We start from the raw sequence: 21,219 nt of genomic DNA on the forward strand, positions 1-21,219 counted from the left end.
AAACAAACAACAAAACCACGAAACAAAATTGTGACAAATATCACACAAAAAGGCAGATCAGCGGCTAAAAAGGCGCTGTGTTGTTTTTTTACACAGGAATTATGTGATCAACATCACTACAAAAAGCGCTTTGCCCCCTATATTCATGTGATCCGTATCACACAAAAGGGCGCTGGCTGGACAGCTAAACGATTCAGTGCCAGATTTCGCACTATCAATCAGGGCCCGGCTACCTCTGCCGCCACATTAACAACAAACCTCGGGCTTTAAGCCTGCGCGATACGCAAAACAGAAGAAGGGGTGTTTTATGTCATCCGATATCAAGATCAAGGTGCAAAGCTTTGGTCGTTTCCTCAGCAATATGGTGATGCCGAATATCGGCGCGTTTATCGCGTGGGGTATCATCACCGCGCTTTTCATTCCGACAGGGTGGTTGCCAAACGAAACGCTGGCGAAGCTGGTCGGTCCGATGATCACCTACCTGCTGCCGCTGCTGATCGGTTACACCGGCGGTAAATTAGTCGGCGGCGAACGTGGTGGCGTGGTCGGGGCGATCACCACCATGGGCGTTATCGTCGGCGCGGATATGCCGATGTTCCTCGGCTCAATGATTGCCGGCCCGCTGGGCGGCTACTGCATCAAGAAGTTCGATAACTGGGTAGACGGTAAGATCAAATCCGGTTTTGAAATGCTGGTGAATAACTTCTCCGCTGGCATCATCGGGATGATCCTCGCCATTCTGGCCTTCCTCGGCATTGGCCCGGCGGTTGAAGTTCTGTCGAAAATTCTGGCGGCTGGCGTTAACTTTATGGTGGCGCACGACATGCTGCCGCTGGCGTCTATCTTCGTGGAACCGGCAAAAATCCTGTTCCTCAATAACGCCATTAACCACGGTATCTTCTCGCCGCTGGGTATTCAGCAGTCCCACGAGCTGGGTAAATCTATCTTCTTCCTGATTGAAGCTAACCCGGGTCCGGGGATGGGCGTTCTGCTGGCGTACATGTTCTTTGGTCGCGGCAGCGCAAAACAGTCAGCAGGCGGGGCGGCTATCATCCACTTCCTGGGGGGTATCCATGAAATCTACTTCCCGTACGTGCTGATGAACCCACGTCTGATCCTGGCCGTTATCCTCGGCGGGATGACCGGTGTCTTCACCCTGACCATCCTCAATGGCGGTCTGGTCTCTCCGGCTTCCCCTGGCTCTATCCTGGCGGTGCTGGCGATGACGCCGAAAGGCGCCTACTTCGCTAACATCGCCGCGATTATCGCAGCGATGGCGGTCTCCTTCGTGGTCTCTGCGGTTCTGCTGAAGACCAGCAAGGTAAAAGAAGAAGACGATATCGAAGCCGCAACGCGTCGTATGCATGACATGAAAGCGGAATCCAAAGGCGCCAGCCCGCTGGCGGCCGGTAATGTCACCAACGACCTGAGCCATGTGCGTAAAATCATCGTCGCCTGCGACGCCGGGATGGGTTCCAGCGCCATGGGCGCCGGGGTACTGCGCAAGAAAGTGCAGGATGCCGGACTGAGTAACATCTCGGTTACCAACAGCGCGATCAATAACCTGCCGCCGGATGTTGACCTGGTTATCACTCACCGTGACCTGACCGAGCGGGCGATGCGCCAGGTACCACAGGCGCAGCATATTTCGCTGACCAACTTCCTCGACAGCGGTCTGTACACCAGCCTGACTGAGCGTCTGGTCGCGGCCCAGCGCCACATCGAGAATGAAGTGAAAGTTACCGATAGCCTGAAAGACAGCTTTGATGATGGCGACAAAAACCTGTTCCAGTTGGGTGCGGATAACATCTTCCTCGGGCGCAAAGCAGCCACCAAAGAAGAAGCCATTCGCTTCGCCGGCGAGCAGCTGGTGAAAGGCGGCTACGTCGAGCCGGAATATGTGCAGGCGATGCTGGACCGCGAAAAACTGACCTCGACCTATCTCGGCGAGTCCATCGCGGTACCGCACGGCACCATCGAAGCGAAAGACCGTGTGCTGAAAACCGGCGTCGTCTTCTGCCAGTACCCGGAAGGCGTGCGCTTTGGGGAAGATGAAGACGATGTCGCCCGTCTGGTCATCGGCATCGCGGCCCGCAACAACGAGCATATTCAGGTTATCACCAGCCTGACTAACGCCCTGGATGACGAAACCGTGATTGAGCGCCTGGCGAAAACCACCAGCGTCGACGAAGTTCTGGCACTGTTGAATAAATAACCAAAGCGGTCCATTCCCTCTCCCTTTGGGAGAGGGTTTGGGTGAGGGGCAAAGCCTCACCCCAGCCCTCTCAGGTAAAAACATTAATTGAAGGTTAATACTATGAAAGCATTACATTTTGGCGCAGGTAATATCGGACGTGGCTTTATCGGTAAATTGCTGGCCGACGCGGGCATTGAACTGACGTTCGCCGATGTCAATCAGACCGTACTTGATGCCCTGAATGCCCGTCATAGCTATCAGGTTCACGTCGTCGGTGAGAATGAGCAAGTGGATACTGTCTCCGGCGTCAATGCCGTCAGCAGCATCGGCGATGAGGTTGTGGACCTGATCGCTGAGATTGATCTGGTCACCACCGCCGTCGGTCCCGTCGTACTCGAGCGCATCGCCCCGGCCATCGCCAAAGGGCTGGCGAAGCGCAAAGCGCAGGGCAGCGAACGTCCGCTGAACATTATCGCCTGCGAAAATATGGTGCGCGGCACCACGCAGTTAAAAGGCCACGTGTTTAACGCGCTGGCGGAAGAAGATAAAGCGTGGGTTGAAGCCCATATCGGCTTTGTCGACTCCGCCGTTGACCGTATTGTGCCGCCATCGGCTTCCGCCACCCATGACCCGCTGGAAGTCACCGTGGAAACCTTCAGCGAGTGGATTGTCGATAAGACGCAGTTCAAGGGCGCGCTGCCGACTATCCCGGGAATGGAATTAACTGATAACCTGATGGCATTTGTCGAACGCAAGCTCTTCACCTTGAACACCGGGCATGCTATAACCGCCTACCTCGGAAAACTGGCGGGCCACCAGACGATTCGCGACGCGATCCTCGACGAGAAAATTCGTGCCGTCGTGCAGGGCGCGATGGAAGAGAGCGGTGCGGTGCTGATCAAACGTTACGCCTTTGACCCGCAGAAACACGCGGCTTATATCCAGAAAATTCTTGGACGTTTCGAGAACCCGTACCTGAAAGACGATGTTGAGCGCGTTGGCCGTCAGCCGCTGCGCAAACTGAGCGCTGGCGACCGTTTAATTAAGCCGCTGCTGGGTACCCTGGAATACGGTCTGCCGCACCGCAACCTGGTGAAAGGGATTGCAGCGGCGATGCATTTCCGTAGCGAAGACGATCCGCAGGCGCAGGAGTTGGCAGCCCTGATCGCCGACAAGGGGCCGCAGGCCGCGCTGGCGCAGATTTCCGGCCTGGATGCCGCAAGTGATGTCGTCGCGGAGGCCGTTAACGACTACAACGCGGAAAAATGATGCACAACCTGGCGCGACCAACGTCGCGCCCATTACGACTCCTGTCAGATATGCAGGCAATGATGGAAGAAACACAAGCATTTGAAAACCGTGTGCTTGAGCGTCTGAATGCTGGCAAAACCGTACGAAGCTTCCTGATCGCCACCGTCGAACTGTTAACGGAAGCGGTCAATATTCTGGTGCTTCAGGTGTTCCGTAAAGACGACTACGCGGTGAAATACGCCGTCGAGCCCTTGCTGGAGGGCAGCGGGCCGCTCGGCGATCTCTCTGTACGCCTGAAGCTGATTTATGGCCTTGGGGTGATAAGTCGTGCCGAATATGAAGACGCCGAACTTCTGATGGCCCTGCGCGAAGAGCTTAACCACGACGGCAATGAGTACAGCTTTACCGACGACGAAATTATCGGTCCGTTCGGCGAGCTGCACTGCGTCGCCGCCCTGCCGCCAACGCCGCAGTTTGATGACAGCGATGCCGAACTGCTGGCAATGCAGAAGCTGCGTTACCAGCAGATGGTGCGCTCAACAATGGTGTTGTCCCTGACTGAGCTGATTTCGCGAATCAGCTTAAAAAAAGCCTTCCAGAAATCAACGCTCTGACTCCGGCTCCGTCTGGTCGCAGGTCGGCCGGTAAAGCTGACGATAATATTCCAGACGCTGCAGAAACAACGCTTCCTTATCCTGGGGAATATCTCGCGGTATATGCTGCAGACGCGGAGATTTTTTCAAATACTCCATAAACGCCTGACTGGAAGCCATAAAATCAACCGCTTTATCGATTAAACGTGGTACGCCGTCGCCGATCTTTGCCATCACGTCCTCCTTTTGGGAATAATCTGATTAAGCATTAGCCAAATCACCAGCGCGGGTTAAGGAAAACGTGCTTATCTGCCGACGGGCTTCACAGAAATGAAATTAGAACGGGTATTAGGCGGAATATTAATAAAATTCAAATTATTAGCGAGCGCTGGTATAGCATTCTGCGGGCGATAAACGGCGAATTTTTGATAAATAACTATCAACAATGGCGGTCACGGCACATACTATAGGCGAATGAAGCCCCTTTATTAACAGATTAAGTCACCATGAAAGAAGTCGAAAAAAATGAAATCAAGCGCCTGAGCGACCGTCTCGACGCCATCCGCCATCAGCAGGCCGAGCTGTCGCTGGTGGAAGCCGCCGACAAATACGCCGAGCTGGAAAAAGAAAAAGCCACCCTGGAAGCGGAGATTGAACGTCTGCGTTCCGTCCAGAGCCAGAAGCTGAGCAAAGAGGCGCAAAAACTAATGAGCCTGCCGTTCCGCCGCGCGATCACCAAAAAAGAGCAGGCCGATATGGGCAAGCTGAAGAAAAGCGTTCGCGGTCTGGTGGTCGTCCATCCGATGACCGCCCTGGGCCGGGAAATGGGTCTGAAAGAGATGACCGGTTTCGCCCGCAGCGAATTCTGATCCCCTGCCCTCTCCGCCCGGAGAGGGTCATTCTGTCTTCACTTCCCACATTTTTACCCTCAGCCAGGTCGATTGGTCCAACCAATAATTTCATCTACCCCCCAGCAGTTCACAAATCCATCAAAATACATCACAAACACGTTGCTTAAGAGCAACATCTGATTAACCATTCGTTGTCATCAACCCTGATACCCTTAATTGGCCGGGCCAATTTTACCTACGATGGGATCGGCAATGAGCGCAGACTCAGCCCTCCTCTCCTGGCGGCCCGATGGAGACCCTGCATGAATCTCTGGCAACAAAACTACGATCCCGCCGGTAATATCTGGTTATCCAGTCTTATCGCATCGCTACCGATTCTGTTTTTCTTTTTTGCGCTGATTAAGCTCAAACTGAAAGGCTACCTCGCAGCCACCTGGACCGTCGCTATTGCGCTGGCCGTCGCCTTGCTGTTCTATAAAATGCCGGTGGACCGCGCCTTAGCCTCGGTGGTCTACGGCTTCTTCTACGGCCTGTGGCCTATCGCGTGGATTATTATCGCCGCGGTCTTCGTCTATAAAATCTCGGTGAAGACCGGGCAGTTCGACATCATCCGCTCATCGATTCTGTCGATTACGCCGGACCAGCGCCTGCAGATGCTGATCGTCGGCTTCTCGTTCGGCGCCTTTCTCGAAGGGGCGGCGGGTTTCGGCGCGCCGGTGGCGATTACCGCCGCGCTGCTGGTCGGCCTTGGGTTTAACCCGCTGTATGCGGCTGGCCTGTGCCTGATCGTCAACACCGCGCCGGTGGCCTTCGGCGCGATGGGCATCCCGATCCTGGTCGCCGGCCAGGTGACCGGTATCGACAGCTTTGCTATCGGCCAGATGGTGGGCCGCCAGTTGCCGTTCCTGACCATTATCGTCCTGTTCTGGATCATGGCCATCATGGATGGCTGGCGCGGCATCAAAGAGACCTGGCCGGCGGTGATGGTGGCAGGCGGTTCGTTCGCTATTGCCCAGTACCTCAGCTCTAACTTCCTTGGCCCGGAGCTGCCGGACATCATCTCGTCGCTGGTCTCCCTGGTCTGTCTGACCCTGTTCCTCAAACGCTGGCAGCCGGTACGCATCTTCCGCTTCGGCGATATCGGCGCCTCGCAGGTGGATATGACGCTGGCCCGCACCCGCTACACGGCGGGACAAGTGATCCGCGCCTGGTCGCCGTTCCTGTTCCTGACCGCCACCGTGACCCTGTGGAGCGTACCGCCGTTTAAAGCGCTGTTCGCACCGGGCGGCGCAATGTATGACTTCGTGATCAATATTTCGGTGCCGTTCCTCGACAAAATGGTTGCCCGTATGCCGCCGGTGGTTAGCGCCGCGACGCCATACGCCGCGGTGTATAAATTCGACTGGCTGTCGGCAACCGGCACCGCCATTCTGTTCGCCGCCCTGCTGTCCATCGTCTGGCTGCGCATGAAGCCAAAAGACGCGCTGACCACCTTCGCCGGGACGCTGAAGGATCTGGCGCTGCCGATCTACTCTATCGGCATGGTGCTGGCGTTCGCCTTTATCTCCAACTACTCCGGGCTGTCGTCGACCCTGGCCCTGGCGCTGGCGCATACCGGCCACGCGTTTACCTTCTTCTCGCCGTTCCTTGGCTGGCTGGGGGTATTCCTGACCGGTTCGGACACCTCGTCTAACGCCCTGTTCGCCGCACTGCAGGCAACGGCCGCGCAGCAGATTGGCGTCTCCGATATTCTGCTGGTCGCGGCCAACACCACCGGCGGCGTCACTGGCAAGATGATTTCCCCTCAGTCGATCGCCATCGCCTGCGCCGCGGTAGGCCTGGTGGGTAAAGAGTCGGATCTGTTCCGCTTTACCGTCAAACACAGCCTGATCTTCACCTGCATGGTGGGCCTGATCACCACGCTGCAGGCCTACGTTTTAACCTGGATGATCCCGTGATAGTGATGCCTAAACGCCTGGCCGACGACGTGGCGCGTCGCGTCCGGGCGCTGATTGAAGAACAACAGCTGGAGGCGGGCATGCGACTGCCCGCTGAACGCCAGCTCGCCGCCCAGCTCGGCGTCTCGCGCAATTCCCTGCGCGAAGCGCTGGCGATGCTGGTCAATGAAGGCGTGCTGCTGAGCCGTCGCGGCGGCGGCACCTTCGTCCGCTGGCAGCATGAACCGTGGTCGGAGCAAAACATCGTCCAGCCGCTGAAGACGCTGCTGGCCGATGACCCGGACTACAGCTTCGACATCCTCGAAGCCCGCCACGCCATCGAGGCCAGCACCGCGTGGCACGCAGCGATGCGGGCCACCGACGCCGATAAAGAAAAAATTCGTCTGTGCTTTGAAGCGACCCAGAGTGAAGACCCGGATATCGCCTCGCAGGCGGATGTCCGCTTCCATCTGGCCATCGCCGAAGCCTCGCATAACGTGGTGCTCCTGCAAACCATGCGCGGTTTTTTCGACCTGCTGCACTCCTCCGTTAAGCAGAGCCGCCAGCGCATGTATCTGGTGCCGCCGGTGTTTGCCCGCCTGACTGAACAGCACCAGGCCGTTATGGAGGCTATTGTTGCCGGTGACGCCGAGGCGGCGCGCCAGGCGATGATGGGCCACTTAGGTTTTGTCCACGCCACGATTAAACGTTTTGATGAAGACCAGGCCCGCCAGGCGCGAATTACTCGCCTGCCCGGTGACCACAATGAAAATTCCAGGGAGAACTCGTGATGATTATTTCCGCCGCCAGCGACTATCGCGCCGCCGCACAGCGTATCCTGCCGCCGTTTCTGTTCCACTATATCGACGGCGGCGCCTACGCCGAACATACCCTGCGCCGTAACGTCGAGGACCTGTCCGATGTGGCCTTGCGCCAGCGTATTTTGCGCAATATGTCGGATCTGAGTCTCGAGACCACTCTGTTCAATGAGAAGCTGGCGATGCCGACGGCGCTGGCGCCGGTCGGGCTGTGCGGAATGTACGCTCGCCGCGGCGAAGTGCAGGCCGCCGGCGCGGCGGACGACAAAGGCATTCCGTTCACCCTCTCTACCGTTTCCGTTTGCCCGATTGAAGAGGTCGCCCCGACCATCAAACGCCCGATGTGGTTCCAGTTATACGTCCTGCGCGACCGCGGCTTTATGCGCAATGCGCTGGAGCGCGCCAAGGCCGCCGGCTGCTCGACGCTGGTCTTTACCGTCGATATGCCGACCCCTGGCGCCCGCTACCGCGACGCCCATTCCGGCATGAGCGGCCCGAACGCCGCCCTGCGCCGCTACTGGCAGGCGGTGACTCATCCGCAGTGGGCGTGGGACGTCGGCCTTAACGGTCGCCCGCACGATCTGGGCAATATCTCCGCCTATCTCGGCCAACCGACCGGTCTGGAGGATTACATCGGCTGGCTGGCGAATAACTTCGATCCGTCGATTTCATGGAAAGACCTCGAGTGGATCCGCGATTTCTGGGACGGTCCGATGGTGATCAAAGGGATCCTCGATCCGGAGGACGCCCGCGACGCGGTGCGCTTCGGCGCTGACGGCATTGTGGTCTCTAACCACGGCGGCCGCCAGCTCGATGGCGTGCTCTCCTCGGCCCGCGCCCTGCCGGCAATTGCCGACGCGGTGAAAGGCGACATCACTATTCTCGCCGACAGCGGCATCCGCAACGGGCTCGACGTGGTGCGGATGATCGCCCTGGGCGCCGACAGCGTGCTACTGGGCCGCGCTTACCTGTACGCCCTGGCGACCCACGGTAAGCAGGGCGTGGCGAATCTGCTGAACCTGATCGAAAAAGAAATGAAAGTGGCGATGACCCTGACCGGGGCGAAAACCATCCGTGAAATCAGCCGTGATTCGCTGGTGCAGAACGCCGAAGCGCTGCAGACCTTCGATGCGCTCAAGCAGAATAACGCCGCGTAGGCGGCGGCGTCATTCTCTCCCCTCACCCTAACCCTCTCCCTCAGGGAGAGGGGACTGTCCGGCAGACAGGTTAGCGGCGGCGTTTCCCTGAGCCTCTGTCCACGAAAAGTATCGACTGATGGGTGAGTCCTTTACCCGCACCCTCCGATCCACCGACCGGCGCCGGTTTTCCCCCTCTCCCTCAGGGAGAGGGCCGGGGTGAGGGTTCGCCAAATATCTGCTATTCTGCCCCCCGCAATTAAGGGGGCAGTATGCTGAACATCGTGTTATTCGAACCAGAGATCCCGCCGAACACCGGGAATATTATCCGCCTGTGCGCCAACACGGGCTTCAGTCTGCATATCATTGAGCCGATGGGCTTTACCTGGGACGATAAACGCCTGAGACGCGCCGGACTGGACTATCACGAGTTCACTGCCGTGCAGCGCCATGCGGATTACGCGGCGTTTCTCGCCAGCGCGCAGCCACAGCGGTTGTTCGCCCTGACCACCAAAGGCACGCCGGCGCACAGCGCAGTGAGCTATCAGGATGGCGATTTCTTGATGTTTGGCCCGGAAACCCGCGGTCTGCCGGCCAGCATCCTCGATGCCCTGCCGCCAGAGCAGAAAATCCGTATTCCGATGATGCCGGACAGCCGCAGCATGAACCTGTCCAACGCGGTGTCGGTGGTGGTGTATGAAGCCTGGCGCCAGCTGGGGTATCCGGGCGCCGTGTTGCGCAGCTAACCTGAGCCATTCCCGGATGGCGGCGCACCGCGCCTTATCCGGGCTACATATCTGAGCTTAACAGCGGCAAATGGCAATACATCAAATCCCGTCGCCGTACTCGAAGGTGTGGTGGATGCCGTTGAAATGCTGATCCATGTCCATCGCCGGCTTGTCGCTCTCCGGCTTGCCAACGATGCGCGCCGGTACGCCCGCCGCGGTGGTGTGCGGCGGAACCGGCTGCAATACCACCGAACCGGCGCCAATCTTCGCCCCACGTCCCACTTCGATATTACCGAGGATCTTCGCCCCGGCGCCAATCATCACGCCTTCGCGAATTTTCGGGTGACGGTCGCCGCTGGTTTTACCGGTACCGCCGAGGGTGACCGACTGCAGGATAGAGACGTCATCTTCAATCACCGCCGTTTCGCCGACCACAATGCCGGTGGCGTGGTCGAGCATGATCCCGCGGCCGATTTTCGCCGCCGGGTGGATATCCACCTGGAAGGAGACGGAGACCTGATTTTGCAGGAAAATCGCCAGCGCACGTCGGCCCTGAGTCCACAGCCAGTGGCCGATACGGTAGGCCTGCAGCGCATGGAAACCCTTCAGGTAGAGCAGCGGCGTGGAGTATTTATCCACCGCCGGGTCGCGCGTGCGCACCGCCTGAATATCGCAGGCGGCGGAGGCGATCATTTCCGGATCGGCGGCATAGGCCTCTTCCACCACTTCGCGAATGGCGATCGCTGGCATAATCGGCGAGGCCAGCTTGTTGGCCAGCATATAGCTCAGCGCACTGCCCAGATTTTCATGCTTGAGTAGCGTAGCGTGGTAAAAACTGGCGAGCATCGGCTCACAGTCAGCCAGAGCCCGGGCTTCGGCTTTAATATTATTCCAGACGATATCCAGTTCTTCACACGGCATTGCATACTCCAGACGATATGATAATGACCTGCCAGTTCTGCGCTGGCAGGGTCATTCAGGTGACAAAGGAAAGCTAATTGCTGCTGCGCTCGTCCTTGCGGGCGCGACCCAATAAGGTCAATGCTGCCTCGCGCGCAATTTTTCCGCAATACAATACCTGATAAATTTCCTCGGTTATTGGCATTTCGACACCTAAACGCTGTGCCAGAACGCGAACTTCCTTGGTATTGCGGTAGCCTTCGACCACCTGGCCAATCTTGTCCTGGGCGCTCTGCACGTCCATACCCTGGCCGAGCATCATGCCGAAGCGACGGTTACGGGACTGGTTGTCGGTGCAGGTGAGCACCAGGTCACCGAGACCGGCCATGCCCATAAAGGTTTCCGGATCGGCGCCCAGCGCCGCGCCGAGACGGGACATTTCCACCAGCCCACGGGTAATCAGCGCCGTACGCGCATTGGCGCCGAAGCCGATGCCATCCGACATACCGGCCCCGATGGCAATGACGTTTTTCACCGCGCCGCCGAGCTGCACGCCGATAAAGTCCGGATTGATGTAGACGCGGAAACTTTTGCCGCAGTGCAGCAGGTGCTGCAGATCCTCGGCAAACTGCGGATCCGTCGCTGCCAGCGAAATCGCCGTCGGCAGACCGGCGGCCAGCTCTTTGGCGAAGGTTGGCCCCGAGATCACCGCCAGCGGGATATCATCGCCCAGCGCTTCACGCGCTACGTCCTGCAGCAGGCGGCCGGTTTCAGCCTCGAGGCCTTTGGTCGCCCACACCAGACGTGCGTCGGGACGCATCAGCGGTTTAATCTGACGTAATACCTGGCCGAACACATGGCTTGGCACCACGACAAGGATGTCTCGGCTGGCGGCCAGCGCGGTGGCCAGGTCGCTCTCAAGATGCAGCGTATCCGGGAAAGGCACATCGGGAAGGAACGCGGCGTTGCAGCGATCGTGTTGCAGCGTCGCGATATGTTTCGGGTCATGGCCCCAGAGCACAACGTGGTGGCCATTTCTTGCCAGGGTGATGGCAAGAGCGGTGCCGTAAGAGCCGGCACCGATCACAGTCATTGCAGCATTAAGTGCGTTCATCAGGCATCCTGATGTTGTTCAGCACCTTCGCCAGCCTGCTGCTGCAGATAGTTCATAAACAGCGCGTCGAAGTTCACTGGCGCAAGGTTAAGTTGCGGGAAGGTGCCGCGGGAAACCAGGCTGGTGATGCACTCACGCGCGTACGGGAACAGAATGTTCGGGCAGTATGCGCCGAGGCAGTGCGCCATCTGGGTACCTTCGATGCCGTCGATGGAGAAAATACCGCCCTGCTGTACTTCACAGAGGAACGCGGTTTCTTCGCCCAGCGCGGCGGTCACGGTCACACGCAGCACCACTTCATAAACGCCTTCAGCCAGCTGGGTGGAGGCGGTATCCAGATCAAGTTTAACTTCCGGCTGCCAGTCTTTCTGGAAAACTTGCGGCGCGTTCGGCGCTTCAAAAGAGATATCTTTGGTATAGATACGCTGGATCTGGAAGGTCATTTCGGTGCTGTTTTGTTCTGACATAGTAAAACCCTTTCGTGTTGTCCTTAAATACGCGCTTCCGCCAGGGAAAGCGCGCAAAAATTAGCGCAAGAGGGGATCAAGTCCACCACGTGAATCAAGCGCATACAAGTCGTCACAGCCGCCAATGTGCTGCGCATCAATAAAAATCTGCGGAACCGTCGTCCGTCCGCTGCGCTGGATCATCTCCTCACGCTTCGCGGCATCGCCATCGATCGGCAACTCATGGAACGTTACGCCTTTGCTGTTCAACAGCGCTTTCGCGCGTACGCAGAACGGGCAGGTCGCTTTGGTGTAGATCTCAATATTGGCCATGACTTTACTCCTGTTTTTACCCTGGGGTTTTACGCCGCAGCCTGAGCTTCCCCTCACGTCAGGCATGAAGGGGAAAGCGCGGCGGCATTACCACGCGAGGTAAGTTATTTGCCGCGTACCAGAGGAAGGTTTTCGCCGCTCCAGCCAGCGATGCCCTCTTTCAGTACAAAGACTTTTTCAAACCCGGCTTTGTTCAGCGCGCTGGCTGGCTCTTGCGCCTGCATGCCGGAACCGTCTACCACAATAATGGGTTGCGATTTGTGTTTTTCCAACTCGCCGACGTTATTGGCTTTGATATCGGCAGGCAGCAGGTTGATGGCGCCGGCAATATGGCCTTTACGGAAATCGTCACGCTGACGCAGGTCGACCACCACCGCATCTTCTTTATTGATAAGACGCGTCGCTTCACCACGGGTGATGACTTTAACTTTCGACATCAACCCTTTAAAGGTGGTGAACAGTACCGCACCCAGCAGCGCGATCCACGCGATGCTCAGGACCGGGTGACGGCCGATGAATTGCATAATTTCTTGCATGGGGGGTTACAACTCCCGACTAAGTGATAAAAAACCAGGGAAGGAGTATACCTGTGCATTGCGGCAAATACAGCCAGTGAGCGCGATGTAATGTATTTTCTGCGGGCGGTCACGAAAAAAAAGCCGCCTTCATCATCGCCTCTGACGCCGCCCCTTCCCTTTCTTTGATCTTTCACGGGGATTTAAACGATTCAGCTGTAGTAAAATTACGCAAAATTTCTGTCTTTGAGCATGAGGTTGTCGCAATGTCGGTTTCTAAAAAACCTATGGTACTGGTGATTCTGGATGGCTACGGCTATCGCGAAGACCAACAGGATAACGCCATTTACAGCGCTAAAACGCCGGTAATGGACGCCCTGTGGGCCAAACGTCCGCATACCCTGATCGATGCATCTGGCCTGGAAGTCGGCCTGCCGGACCGTCAGATGGGGAACTCCGAAGTAGGCCACGTCAACCTGGGCGCCGGTCGTATCGTCTACCAGGACCTGACCCGTCTCGATGTTGAAATTAAAGAACGCACCTTCTTCGCCAACCCGGTACTCACCGCCGCGGTCGACAAAGCGGTTGCCGCCGGTAAAGCGGTCCACATCATGGGCCTGATGTCTCCGGGCGGCGTCCACAGCCACGAAGATCACATCATGGCCATGGTGGAGCTGGCAGCAGAGCGCGGCGCTGAGAAAATCTATCTGCACGCCTTCCTTGATGGCCGTGATACGCCGCCGCGCAGCGCGGAAAAAACGCTGGCGACATTCGAAGCCAAATTTGCCGCGCTGGGCAAAGGCCGCATCGCGTCTATTATTGGCCGCTACTATGCCATGGATCGCGATAACCGCTGGGATCGCGTGGAACAAGCTTATGATCTGATGACCCTGGCGAAAGGCGAATTCCAGGCCGATACCGCCGTCGCGGGTCTGCAGGCCGCCTACGCCCGTGACGAAAACGACGAATTCGTCAAAGCCACCGTTATCCGCGCCGCCGGCCAGGCCGATGCCGCGATGGAAGACGGCGACGCGCTGATCTTCATGAACTTCCGTGCTGACCGCGCGCGTGAAATCACCCGCGCCTTCGTCAACGCCGACTTCGACGGCTTCGCGCGTAAGAAAGTGGTTAACCTCGACTTCGTGATGCTCACCGAATACGCCGCCGACATCAAAGTCGCCTGCGCTTATCCGCCCGCCTCACTGGCTAACACCTTCGGCGAGTGGATGGCGAAGCACGATAAAACCCAGCTGCGCATCTCCGAAACCGAGAAATACGCTCACGTCACCTTCTTCTTCAACGGCGGCGTAGAAGAGCCGTTTAAAGGCGAAGAGCGTATTCTGATTAACTCACCAAAAGTGGCAACCTACGATCTGCAGCCGGAAATGAGCTCCGCCGAGCTGACCGAGAAACTGGTCGCCGCCATCAAAGGTGGCAAATACGACACCATCATCTGTAACTACCCGAACGGCGATATGGTTGGCCATACCGGGGTGATGGAAGCGGCAGTGAAGGCGGTTGAAGCGCTGGATCACTGCATCGACCAGGTGACTCAGGCGGTGGAATCCGTTGGCGGCCAGTTGCTGATCACCGCCGACCACGGCAACGCCGAGCAGATGCGCGACCCGGCCACCGGTCAGGCGCACACCGCCCATACCAACCTGCCGGTTCCGCTGATCTACGTCGGTAACAAAGCGGTCAAAGCGGTCAATGGCGGTAAACTTTCCGACATCGCCCCGACCATGCTGTCGCTGATGGGAATGGAAATCCCGCAAGAGATGACTGGCAAGCCGCTGTTCATCGTGGAATAATCCTTCCCCATGAGGGGAAAGGCGACGTATTCAACTACATGGATCGCAACGGCAGTTCGATCCGTCCTTTACGCCAGCGCGCTCAGCGCTGGCGTATTGCTGTGCGCGTCATCTGCGCACGCCGACGATCGCGATCAGCTAAAGTCCATCCAGGCCGACATCGCCGCCAGGCAGCGGGCGATTAAGCAACAGCAGCAGCAGCGCGCAAGCCTGCTCGCCCAGCTCAAAGCGCAGGAAGAGGCGATCGCCGCCGCGGCCCGCAAACTGCGTGAAACCCAGGACAGCCTGAACCAGCTCAATAAGCAGATTGACGAGATGAACGCTTCTCTCGCGAAGCTGGAGCGTCAGCGCGCGTCTCAGGAACGTAACCTCGCTGCGCAGCTTGACGCCGCGTTCCGCCAGGGACCGCATACCGGCATCCAGATGGTGCTGAGCGGTGAAGAGGGCCAGCGCAATCAGCGGATGCAGGTCTACTTCAGCTATTTCAACCAGGCCCGTCAGGAGACTATTGCGGAGCTGAAGAAAACGCGCGAAGAGATGGCGGTGCAAAAGTCGATGCTCGAAGAGAAGCAGAGCCAGCAGCAGACGCTGGTCTACGAGCAAAAAGCCCAGCAGGCGAAGCTGGAGCAGGCGCGTAACGAACGGAAAAAGACCCTTTCCGGTCTGGAGTCCGCCATTCAGCAGGGTCAGCAACAGTTGAGTGAATTGCGGGCTAACGAATCGCGCCTACGCGGTCGTATCGCCCAGGCGGAGGCTGCCGCCAAAGCCCGAGCCGATCGGGAAGCTCGCGATGCGCAGGCGGTGCGCGACCGCCAGCAGGAAGCATCGCGCAAAGGCACCACCTATAAACCAACGGAAAGCGAGCGTTCGCTGATGTCACGCACCGGCGGGCTGGGCTCGCCGCGCGGCCAGGCGTTCTGGCCGGTTCGCGGTCCGCTCCTTCATCGATATGGCGAACAGCTGCAAGGTGAACTACGTTGGAAAGGGATGGTTATCGCCGCGTCTGAAGGCACCGAAGTCAGAGCCATTGCCGATGGTCGGGTCATTCTGGCCGACTGGCTGCAGGGCTATGGTCTGGTGGTGGTGGTCGAACATGGCAAAGGCGACATGAGCCTGTATGGCTATAACCAAAGCGCGCTGGTCAGCGTCGGTACGCAGGTTCGTGCCGGTCAGCCTATCGCGCTCGTAGGCAGCAGCGGCGGTCAGGGCCGTCCGTCGCTCTATTTCGAAATTCGCCGCCAGGGTCAGGCGGTCAATCCACAGCCGTGGTTGGGAAGATAAGTTTTGCTTCAATTTCGCGCAATTGCTCTTGCCGTAGCCGGTTCGCTGGCTCTGGCGGCGCCAGCGTTCGCTGGCAAACTCTCCATCGTTATTGACGATTTTGGCTACCGCCCGCAGACCGAGAATCAGGTGCTGGCGCTGCCGTCAACTATCTCCGTCGCCGTGCTGCCGAACGCGCCGCACGCCCGGGAAATGGCCACGAAAGCGCATAATCTGGGCCATGAAGTGCTCATCCACCTGCCGATGGCGCCGCTCAGCAAACAGCCGCTGGAAAAAGACACCCTGCGTCCCGAAATGAGCAGCGAGGAGATCGAGCGCATCATTCGCGAGGCTTACGGCAAAGTTCCCTACGCCGTCGGGCTGAATAACCATATGGGCAGCGCGATGACCTCCAACCTGTTTGGTATGCAGAAGGTGATGCAGGCCCTGGAGCGCTACAATCTCTATTTTCTCGATAGCGTCACCATCGGCAACACCCAGGCCATGCGCGCCGCGCAGGGCACCGGGGTGAAGGTGATTAAGCGCAAGGTGTTTCTTGACGATACGCAGAATGAAGCCGATATCCGCACCCAGTTCAATCGCGCCATCGCCCTGGCGCGGCGCAACGGTTCGGCAATAGCCATTGGCCATCCGCATCCGACGACGGTGCGGGTGCTGCAGCAGATGGTCTATAACCTGCCGCCGGATATCACGCTGGTGCGCCCGAGCAGCCTGCTCAACGAGCCGCAGGTCGACAACTCGACGCCAAACTACGCTCAGCCGCCCGCGCAACAAACGCCGCCGCAGCAGCAGAAGCCGCGTAATCCGTTCCACGGCGTGAAGTATTGCAAGCCGAAGCGCCCGCTGGAGCCCGTGAACGCCAGCCGCTTCTTCACTATCCTCAGCGACAGCATCAGCCAGAGCGCGCTGGTCCAGTACTATCGCCTCAAATGGCAAGGCTGGGACAATCCCGGCAACTAGACCACTCAGGGGTCCGTTCGCTTTTGCGCGACGGGCGCCTGGTTATCTTCGTGGGCGTACCACGCCTTAAAATATTTGAGAAAGCTGTAAAACGTGGCGTACAGGCCGGTGACCACGCCGACTTTGCCATAGCGCCACGCTCCGCTAAAGAGATACCACTTAAAGAAAGCGCCAATGGCGCTGACGATCCCCCGCGTCAGCGAAGGTTTGATCTGCTGGTACTTCACCAGCCGGGTGGTATAGCTGTTTAGCTTATTAAACACTTCATGCAGCGAATAAAAGGTGTCATGGCGTACAAAGCCCGGCAGCCTGACGGAGCGTGCGTGTCCGACCACCTGGTCATCCACCGGCCGGTCGTTAAACCGCGCCTGCTGGCGATTAAAGAGACGCACCGGGTAATCCGGCGAAGAAATAGGGTAGATCGTTCGCACCTGCGTGCCGAGCACAAACCAGTAGCGCGGCAGACGCCAGGCGCAGGCTGGGTCCGGCTCCTCCCCCGCTTTTAGCGCCTGAATGGCCGCCACCACGTCGTTATCAAGAATCTCATCGCTATCCATACACAGCACCCAGTCATGGCTGGCCAGCCCGATGGCATAGTTCATCTGGGCGCCGTGGGCTTTATAGGCATGATGATGGACGGTGAGACCAAACTGCTGACAAATAGAGACCGTTTCGTCGGTGCTGCCGGAGTCGACGACGATACATTCATCGGCCACCTTCAGCAGCGGCGGCAGCACCTCCATCAGCAGGCGCGCAGAGTTACAGGTCAGTAAGCATACGGAGAGTTTAAGCATGATAGTTACAAAGTTAAACCGCGACTAAACACACTGTATAAGCGAATAACCGTAAAATCGATGTAGAAATTGTGCGCTTAATATTAAGCAGGCTAAAAATGTTATCCAAATCTAAATTAAGGCGCCCGCAGGCGCCTTTTTTGCTGATTTTTACAACAGTCCGGAGGCGTTATTCCCAGCTCAGAACCACTTTACCGGACTGGCCGGAGCGCATCGCGTCAAAACCTTTCTGGAAATCATCAATGCCGAAGCGGTGGGTGATGATCGGTGAAAGGTCCAGACCAGACTGGATCAGCGCCGCCATTTTGTACCAGGTTTCGAACATTTCGCGACCATAGATCCCTTTAATAAACAGCCCTTTGAAGATGACCTTGGTCCAGTCGATGGACATATCCGACGGCGGGATACCCAGCATCGCGATACGGCCGCCGTGGTTCATGGTATCGAGCATGCTGCGAAACGCCGGCGGCGCGCCGGACATCTCCAGGCCCACGTCGAAACCTTCGGTCATGCCCAGCTCGGCCATCACGTCGTTGAGGTTCTCTTTCGCCACGTTCACCGCGCGGGTGACGCCCATTTTGCGCGCCAGCTCAAGACGGTACTCGTTAACGTCAGTGATCACCACGTTACGCGCGCCGACGTGTTTCGCCACCGCCGCCGCCATCACGCCGATCGGACCGGCGCCGGAAACCAGTACATCTTCCCCGACCAGATCGAAGGAGAGCGCGGTGTGCACCGCGTTGCCGAACGGGTCGAAGATAGACGCCAGGTCATCAGAGATATTGTCGGGGATTTTAAAGGCGTTAAAAGCCGGGATCACCAGATACTCGGCAAAGCAGCCCGGGCGGTTAACGCCCACGCCGATGGTGTTGCGGCACAAATGGGTGCGGCCCGCGCGGCAGTTGCGGCAGTGGCCGCAGGTGATATGCCCCTCGCCGGAGACGCGGTCGCCAATCTTAAAGCCGCGCACTTCCTGACCAATCCCCACAACTTCGCCAACGTATTCGTGACCGACCACCATCGGCACCTGAATGGTCTTCTGCGACCACTCATCCCAGTTGTAGATGTGCACGTCGGTTCCGCAAATGGCGGTCTTGCGGATTTTAATCAGCAGATCGTTATGGCCGACTTCCGGTTCCGGTACGTCGGTCATCCAGATGCCTTCTTCCGCTTTCAGTTTGGATAACGCTTTCATCTCACACCCTTATTAGGCGATGACGCCCAGTTGTTTGCCGATGCGGGTAAAGGCTTCCACCGCACGCTCAATTTGTTCAGGGGTATGCGCCGCCGACATCTGGGTGCGAATACGCGCCTGGCCTTTCGGTACCACCGGATAGAAGAAGCCGGTGACATAGATCCCTTCTTTCTGCAGCTCGCGGGCAAAGTTCTGCGCCACCACCGCTTCACCCAGCATCACCGGAATGATGGCGTGGTCGGCGCCCGCCAGCGTGAAACCTGCCGCGGTCATTTTTTCGCGGAACAGACGCGCGTTAGCCCACAGCCGATCGCGCAGGTCTGCCCCCTCTTCAACCATCTCCAGCACTTTGATGGAGGCGGCCACAATGGCCGGCGCCAGAGAGTTGGAGAACAGATACGGACGGGAACGCTGGCGCAGCCACTCAACCACCTCTTTGCGTGCGGCGGTGTAGCCTCCGGAGGCGCCGCCCAGCGCTTTACCCAGCGTGCCGGTGATGATGTCGACGCGACCCATCACGTCGCAATATTCATGAGAGCCGCGGCCGTTTTCGCCGACGAAGCCGACGGCGTGGGAGTCATCGACCATCACCAACGCATCGTATTTATCCGCCAGGTCGCAAACGCCTTTCAGGTTGGCGATCACGCCATCCATCGAGAAGACGCCATCGGTGGCGATCAGCACGTGACGCGCGCCGGCCTCGCGCGCTTCTTTCAGACACGCTTCCAGCTCCTGCATGTCGTTGTTGGCATAGCGGAAGCGCTTCGCTTTACACAGGCGCACGCCGTCGATGATCGAGGCATGGTTCAGGGCGTCGGAGATAATGGCGTCTTCCGGCCCGAGCAGCGTTTCAAACAGGCCGCCGTTGGCGTCAAAGCAGGAGGAGTAGAGGATCGCGTCTTCCATACCGAGGAAATCGGCCAGCTTCTTCTCCAGCTGCTTATGCGTGTCCTGGGTACCGCAGATGAAGCGCACCGAGGCCATCCCGAAGCCGTGGCTGTCCATACCGGATTTCGCTGCGGCAATCAGTTCCGGGTGGTTCGCCAGACCCAGATAGTTATTGGCGCAGAAGTTAATCACATGGCTGTCGCCGACGGTAATGTCCGCCTGCTGCGCCGAGGTGATGATTCGCTCTTCTTTGAACAAGCCTTCGGCCCGAGCGGTTTCCAGATTACTCGTTAACTGTTTGTAGAAATCACCACGCATTGCAACTCTCCAGATTCGGCAAAATTTGGCACATATTACCCAAAGCTATACGCTGATACGAGATGATGCAGGCCTGAATGAATTATTTGCAGCATAAATCACGTCAGCCCAGCACCTTATTCTGCGAATGGCTGTAGGCTTGCTCATGTGGTGATATGATATGAGCATTCATGCCCGGATTGTCTTCGGGCTCCCAACTTCAAAGGTACAGTTATGATCATCGTTACCGGCGGCGCAGGCTTTATCGGCAGCAACATCGTTAAAGCGCTGAATGACAAAGGCATCACCGACATTCTGGTTGTCGACAATCTGAAAGACGGCACCAAGTTTGTGAATCTGGTTGACCTGAACATCGCTGACTACATGGATAAAGAAGACTTTCTGATCCAGATAATGGCGGGTGAAGAGTTCGGTGAAATCGAAGCGATCTTCCACGAAGGCGCGTGCTCTTCCACCACAGAGTGGGATGGCAAGTACATGATGGATAACAACTATCAGTACTCTAAAGAGCTGCTGCACTACTGCCTGGAGCGTGAAATCCCGTTCCTGTACGCCTCTTCCGCCGCCACCTACGGCGGGCGCACCAGCGACTTCATCGAGTCCCGTGAGTACGAACAGCCGCTGAACGTCTACGGCTACTCCAAATTCCTGTTCGACGAATACGTCCGCCAGATCCTGCCGGAAGCCAATTCGCAGATCGTCGGCTTCCGCTACTTCAACGTCTACGGGCCGCGCGAAGGCCACAAAGGCAGCATGGCGAGCGTCGCTTTCCACCTCAACACCCAGCTGAATAATGGCGAAAGTCCGAAACTGTTCGAAGGCAGCGACGGCTTCAAGCGCGACTTCGTCTACGTGGGCGACGTGGCAGACGTCAACCTGTGGTTCTGGGAAAACGGCGTGTCCGGGATCTTCAACCTTGGCACCGGCCGCGCGGAATCCTTCCAGGCGGTTGCCGATGCGACCCTGGCTTTCCATAAAAAAGGCAGCATTGAGTACATCCCGTTCCCGGACAAACTGAAAGGCCGCTACCAGGCATTCACCCAGGCCGATCTGACTAACCTGCGCAAAGCGGGCTATGACAAACCGTTCAAAACCGTTGCCGAAGGCGTAACGGAATATATGGCCTGGCTGAATCGGGATGCGTAAGAGATAA

21 protein-coding genes are annotated in these 21,219 nt (G+C 57.8%); 12 read left to right on the top strand and 9 right to left on the bottom strand.

Translation table 11 applies throughout. The features are described 5' to 3' along the window. The first annotated feature begins 307 nt into the window (after nt 1–307). The 3 genes from mtlA to mtlR all read left to right on the top strand — a co-directional run bounded on the left by mtlA (nt 308) and on the right by mtlR (nt 4,062). Nucleotides 308–2,215, top strand: coding sequence for a PTS mannitol transporter subunit IICBA (gene mtlA / locus SPE70_RS25160; protein ID WP_004173919.1), 1,908 nt, complete (start codon nt 308–310; stop codon nt 2,213–2,215). A 102-nt stretch (nt 2,216–2,317) separates the two neighbouring features. Continuing rightward, nucleotides 2,318–3,466 (top strand): mannitol-1-phosphate 5-dehydrogenase, encoded by a 1,149-nt coding sequence (mtlD, locus tag SPE70_RS25165; RefSeq protein WP_064170598.1) that lies wholly within the window; start codon nt 2,318–2,320, stop codon nt 3,464–3,466. After that, a complete protein-coding gene (gene mtlR / locus SPE70_RS25170; RefSeq protein WP_002922401.1) occupies nt 3,466–4,062 on the top strand; it encodes a mannitol operon repressor MtlR in 597 nt (198 codons plus the stop codon). The genes mtlD and mtlR overlap by 1 nt, the downstream gene beginning before the upstream one ends. On the opposite strand, the gene SPE70_RS25175 is transcribed toward mtlR, so the two are convergent. Further along, nucleotides 4,051–4,275 carry a hypothetical protein gene (locus SPE70_RS25175; RefSeq protein WP_012540317.1) on the bottom strand — a complete coding sequence of 75 codons (225 nt, stop codon included), beginning with the start codon at nt 4,273–4,275 and terminating at the stop codon, nt 4,051–4,053. The genes mtlR and SPE70_RS25175 overlap by 12 nt on opposite strands. 272 nt (nt 4,276–4,547) lie before the next feature. Between SPE70_RS25175 and SPE70_RS25180 the strand changes: the two genes are divergently transcribed. From SPE70_RS25180 to trmL, 5 genes are all read left to right on the top strand, one after another. Then, the gene (locus tag SPE70_RS25180; protein WP_008806861.1) at nt 4,548–4,910 is read left to right on the top strand and encodes a YibL family ribosome-associated protein; all 363 of its coding nucleotides are present in this window, start codon (nt 4,548–4,550) and stop codon (nt 4,908–4,910) included. 284 nt (nt 4,911–5,194) lie between these two features. Beyond that, complete coding sequence (gene lldP, locus SPE70_RS25185; protein WP_008806860.1) at nt 5,195–6,850, top strand: L-lactate permease; 1,656 nt, start codon at nt 5,195–5,197, stop codon at nt 6,848–6,850. Next, nucleotides 6,847–7,620, top strand: coding sequence for a transcriptional regulator LldR (gene lldR, locus SPE70_RS25190; RefSeq protein ID WP_008806859.1), 774 nt, complete (start codon nt 6,847–6,849; stop codon nt 7,618–7,620). Before lldP ends, lldR begins: the two co-directional genes overlap by 4 nt. After that, nucleotides 7,620–8,804, top strand: coding sequence for an FMN-dependent L-lactate dehydrogenase LldD (gene lldD / locus SPE70_RS25195; RefSeq protein ID WP_008806858.1), 1,185 nt, complete (start codon nt 7,620–7,622; stop codon nt 8,802–8,804). Before lldR ends, lldD begins: the two co-directional genes overlap by 1 nt. Before the next feature lie 251 nt (nt 8,805–9,055). Next, complete coding sequence (gene trmL / locus SPE70_RS25200) at nt 9,056–9,529, top strand: tRNA (uridine(34)/cytosine(34)/5-carboxymethylaminomethyluridine(34)-2'-O)-methyltransferase TrmL (RefSeq protein ID WP_004205043.1); 474 nt, start codon at nt 9,056–9,058, stop codon at nt 9,527–9,529. 81 nt (nt 9,530–9,610) lie between these two features. Here the strand turns inward: trmL and cysE are convergent, their stop codons facing one another. From cysE to SPE70_RS25225, 5 genes are all read right to left on the bottom strand, one after another. Continuing rightward, the gene (gene cysE / locus SPE70_RS25205) at nt 9,611–10,432 is read right to left on the bottom strand and encodes a serine O-acetyltransferase (RefSeq protein ID WP_002922426.1); all 822 of its coding nucleotides are present in this window, start codon (nt 10,430–10,432) and stop codon (nt 9,611–9,613) included. A gap of 73 nt (nt 10,433–10,505) precedes the next feature. Next, nucleotides 10,506–11,525, bottom strand: a complete 1,020-nt coding sequence (gpsA, locus tag SPE70_RS25210; RefSeq protein ID WP_008806857.1) for an NAD(P)H-dependent glycerol-3-phosphate dehydrogenase — start codon at nt 11,523–11,525, stop codon at nt 10,506–10,508. After that, on the bottom strand, nt 11,525–11,992 hold the full coding sequence (gene secB / locus SPE70_RS25215) for a protein-export chaperone SecB (RefSeq protein WP_002922428.1): 468 nt from the start codon (nt 11,990–11,992) through the stop codon (nt 11,525–11,527). The genes gpsA and secB overlap by 1 nt, the downstream gene beginning before the upstream one ends. 60 nt (nt 11,993–12,052) lie before the next feature. Next, nucleotides 12,053–12,304 (bottom strand): glutaredoxin 3, encoded by a 252-nt coding sequence (grxC, locus tag SPE70_RS25220; RefSeq protein WP_008806856.1) that lies wholly within the window; start codon nt 12,302–12,304, stop codon nt 12,053–12,055. Between the two features lie 104 nt (nt 12,305–12,408). After that, nucleotides 12,409–12,840, bottom strand: a complete 432-nt coding sequence (locus tag SPE70_RS25225) for a rhodanese-like domain-containing protein (RefSeq protein ID WP_008806855.1) — start codon at nt 12,838–12,840, stop codon at nt 12,409–12,411. A gap of 245 nt (nt 12,841–13,085) precedes the next feature. Here SPE70_RS25225 and gpmM point away from each other — a divergent pair, with 245 nt between their 5' ends. Genes gpmM through SPE70_RS25240 form a run of 3 tightly spaced genes read left to right on the top strand, consistent with a single transcriptional unit; the run spans nt 13,086 to nt 16,871 of the window. Then, nucleotides 13,086–14,630 carry a 2,3-bisphosphoglycerate-independent phosphoglycerate mutase gene (gene gpmM, locus SPE70_RS25230; protein ID WP_008806854.1) on the top strand — a complete coding sequence of 515 codons (1,545 nt, stop codon included), beginning with the start codon at nt 13,086–13,088 and terminating at the stop codon, nt 14,628–14,630. Nucleotides 14,631–14,639: 9 nt separating this feature from the next. Continuing rightward, nucleotides 14,640–15,911, top strand: a complete 1,272-nt coding sequence (gene envC, locus SPE70_RS25235; protein ID WP_008806853.1) for a murein hydrolase activator EnvC — start codon at nt 14,640–14,642, stop codon at nt 15,909–15,911. A 3-nt stretch (nt 15,912–15,914) separates the two neighbouring features. Next, nucleotides 15,915–16,871 (top strand): divergent polysaccharide deacetylase family protein, encoded by a 957-nt coding sequence (locus SPE70_RS25240; protein WP_008806852.1) that lies wholly within the window; start codon nt 15,915–15,917, stop codon nt 16,869–16,871. Between the two features lie 5 nt (nt 16,872–16,876). Here SPE70_RS25240 and SPE70_RS25245 read toward each other — a convergent pair whose 3' ends face one another. The 3 genes from SPE70_RS25245 to kbl form a co-directional block, all read right to left on the bottom strand. Next, nucleotides 16,877–17,614 (bottom strand): glycosyltransferase family 2 protein, encoded by a 738-nt coding sequence (locus SPE70_RS25245; protein WP_233444795.1) that lies wholly within the window; start codon nt 17,612–17,614, stop codon nt 16,877–16,879. A gap of 220 nt (nt 17,615–17,834) precedes the next feature. Further along, complete coding sequence (tdh, locus tag SPE70_RS25250; protein WP_064170600.1) at nt 17,835–18,860, bottom strand: L-threonine 3-dehydrogenase; 1,026 nt, start codon at nt 18,858–18,860, stop codon at nt 17,835–17,837. A gap of 12 nt (nt 18,861–18,872) precedes the next feature. Further along, nucleotides 18,873–20,066, bottom strand: coding sequence for a glycine C-acetyltransferase (gene kbl, locus SPE70_RS25255; protein WP_008806850.1), 1,194 nt, complete (start codon nt 20,064–20,066; stop codon nt 18,873–18,875). Nucleotides 20,067–20,279: 213 nt separating this feature from the next. On the opposite strand from kbl, the gene rfaD reads away from it, so the two are divergent. Then, nucleotides 20,280–21,212, top strand: coding sequence for an ADP-glyceromanno-heptose 6-epimerase (gene rfaD, locus SPE70_RS25260; RefSeq protein ID WP_008806849.1), 933 nt, complete (start codon nt 20,280–20,282; stop codon nt 21,210–21,212). Nucleotides 21,213–21,219: the final 7 nt, after the last annotated feature.

The organism is Klebsiella sp. ZJOU C1, assembly GCF_035620215.1.
Taxonomy (GTDB): Bacteria; Pseudomonadota; Gammaproteobacteria; order Enterobacterales; family Enterobacteriaceae; genus Klebsiella; species Klebsiella variicola.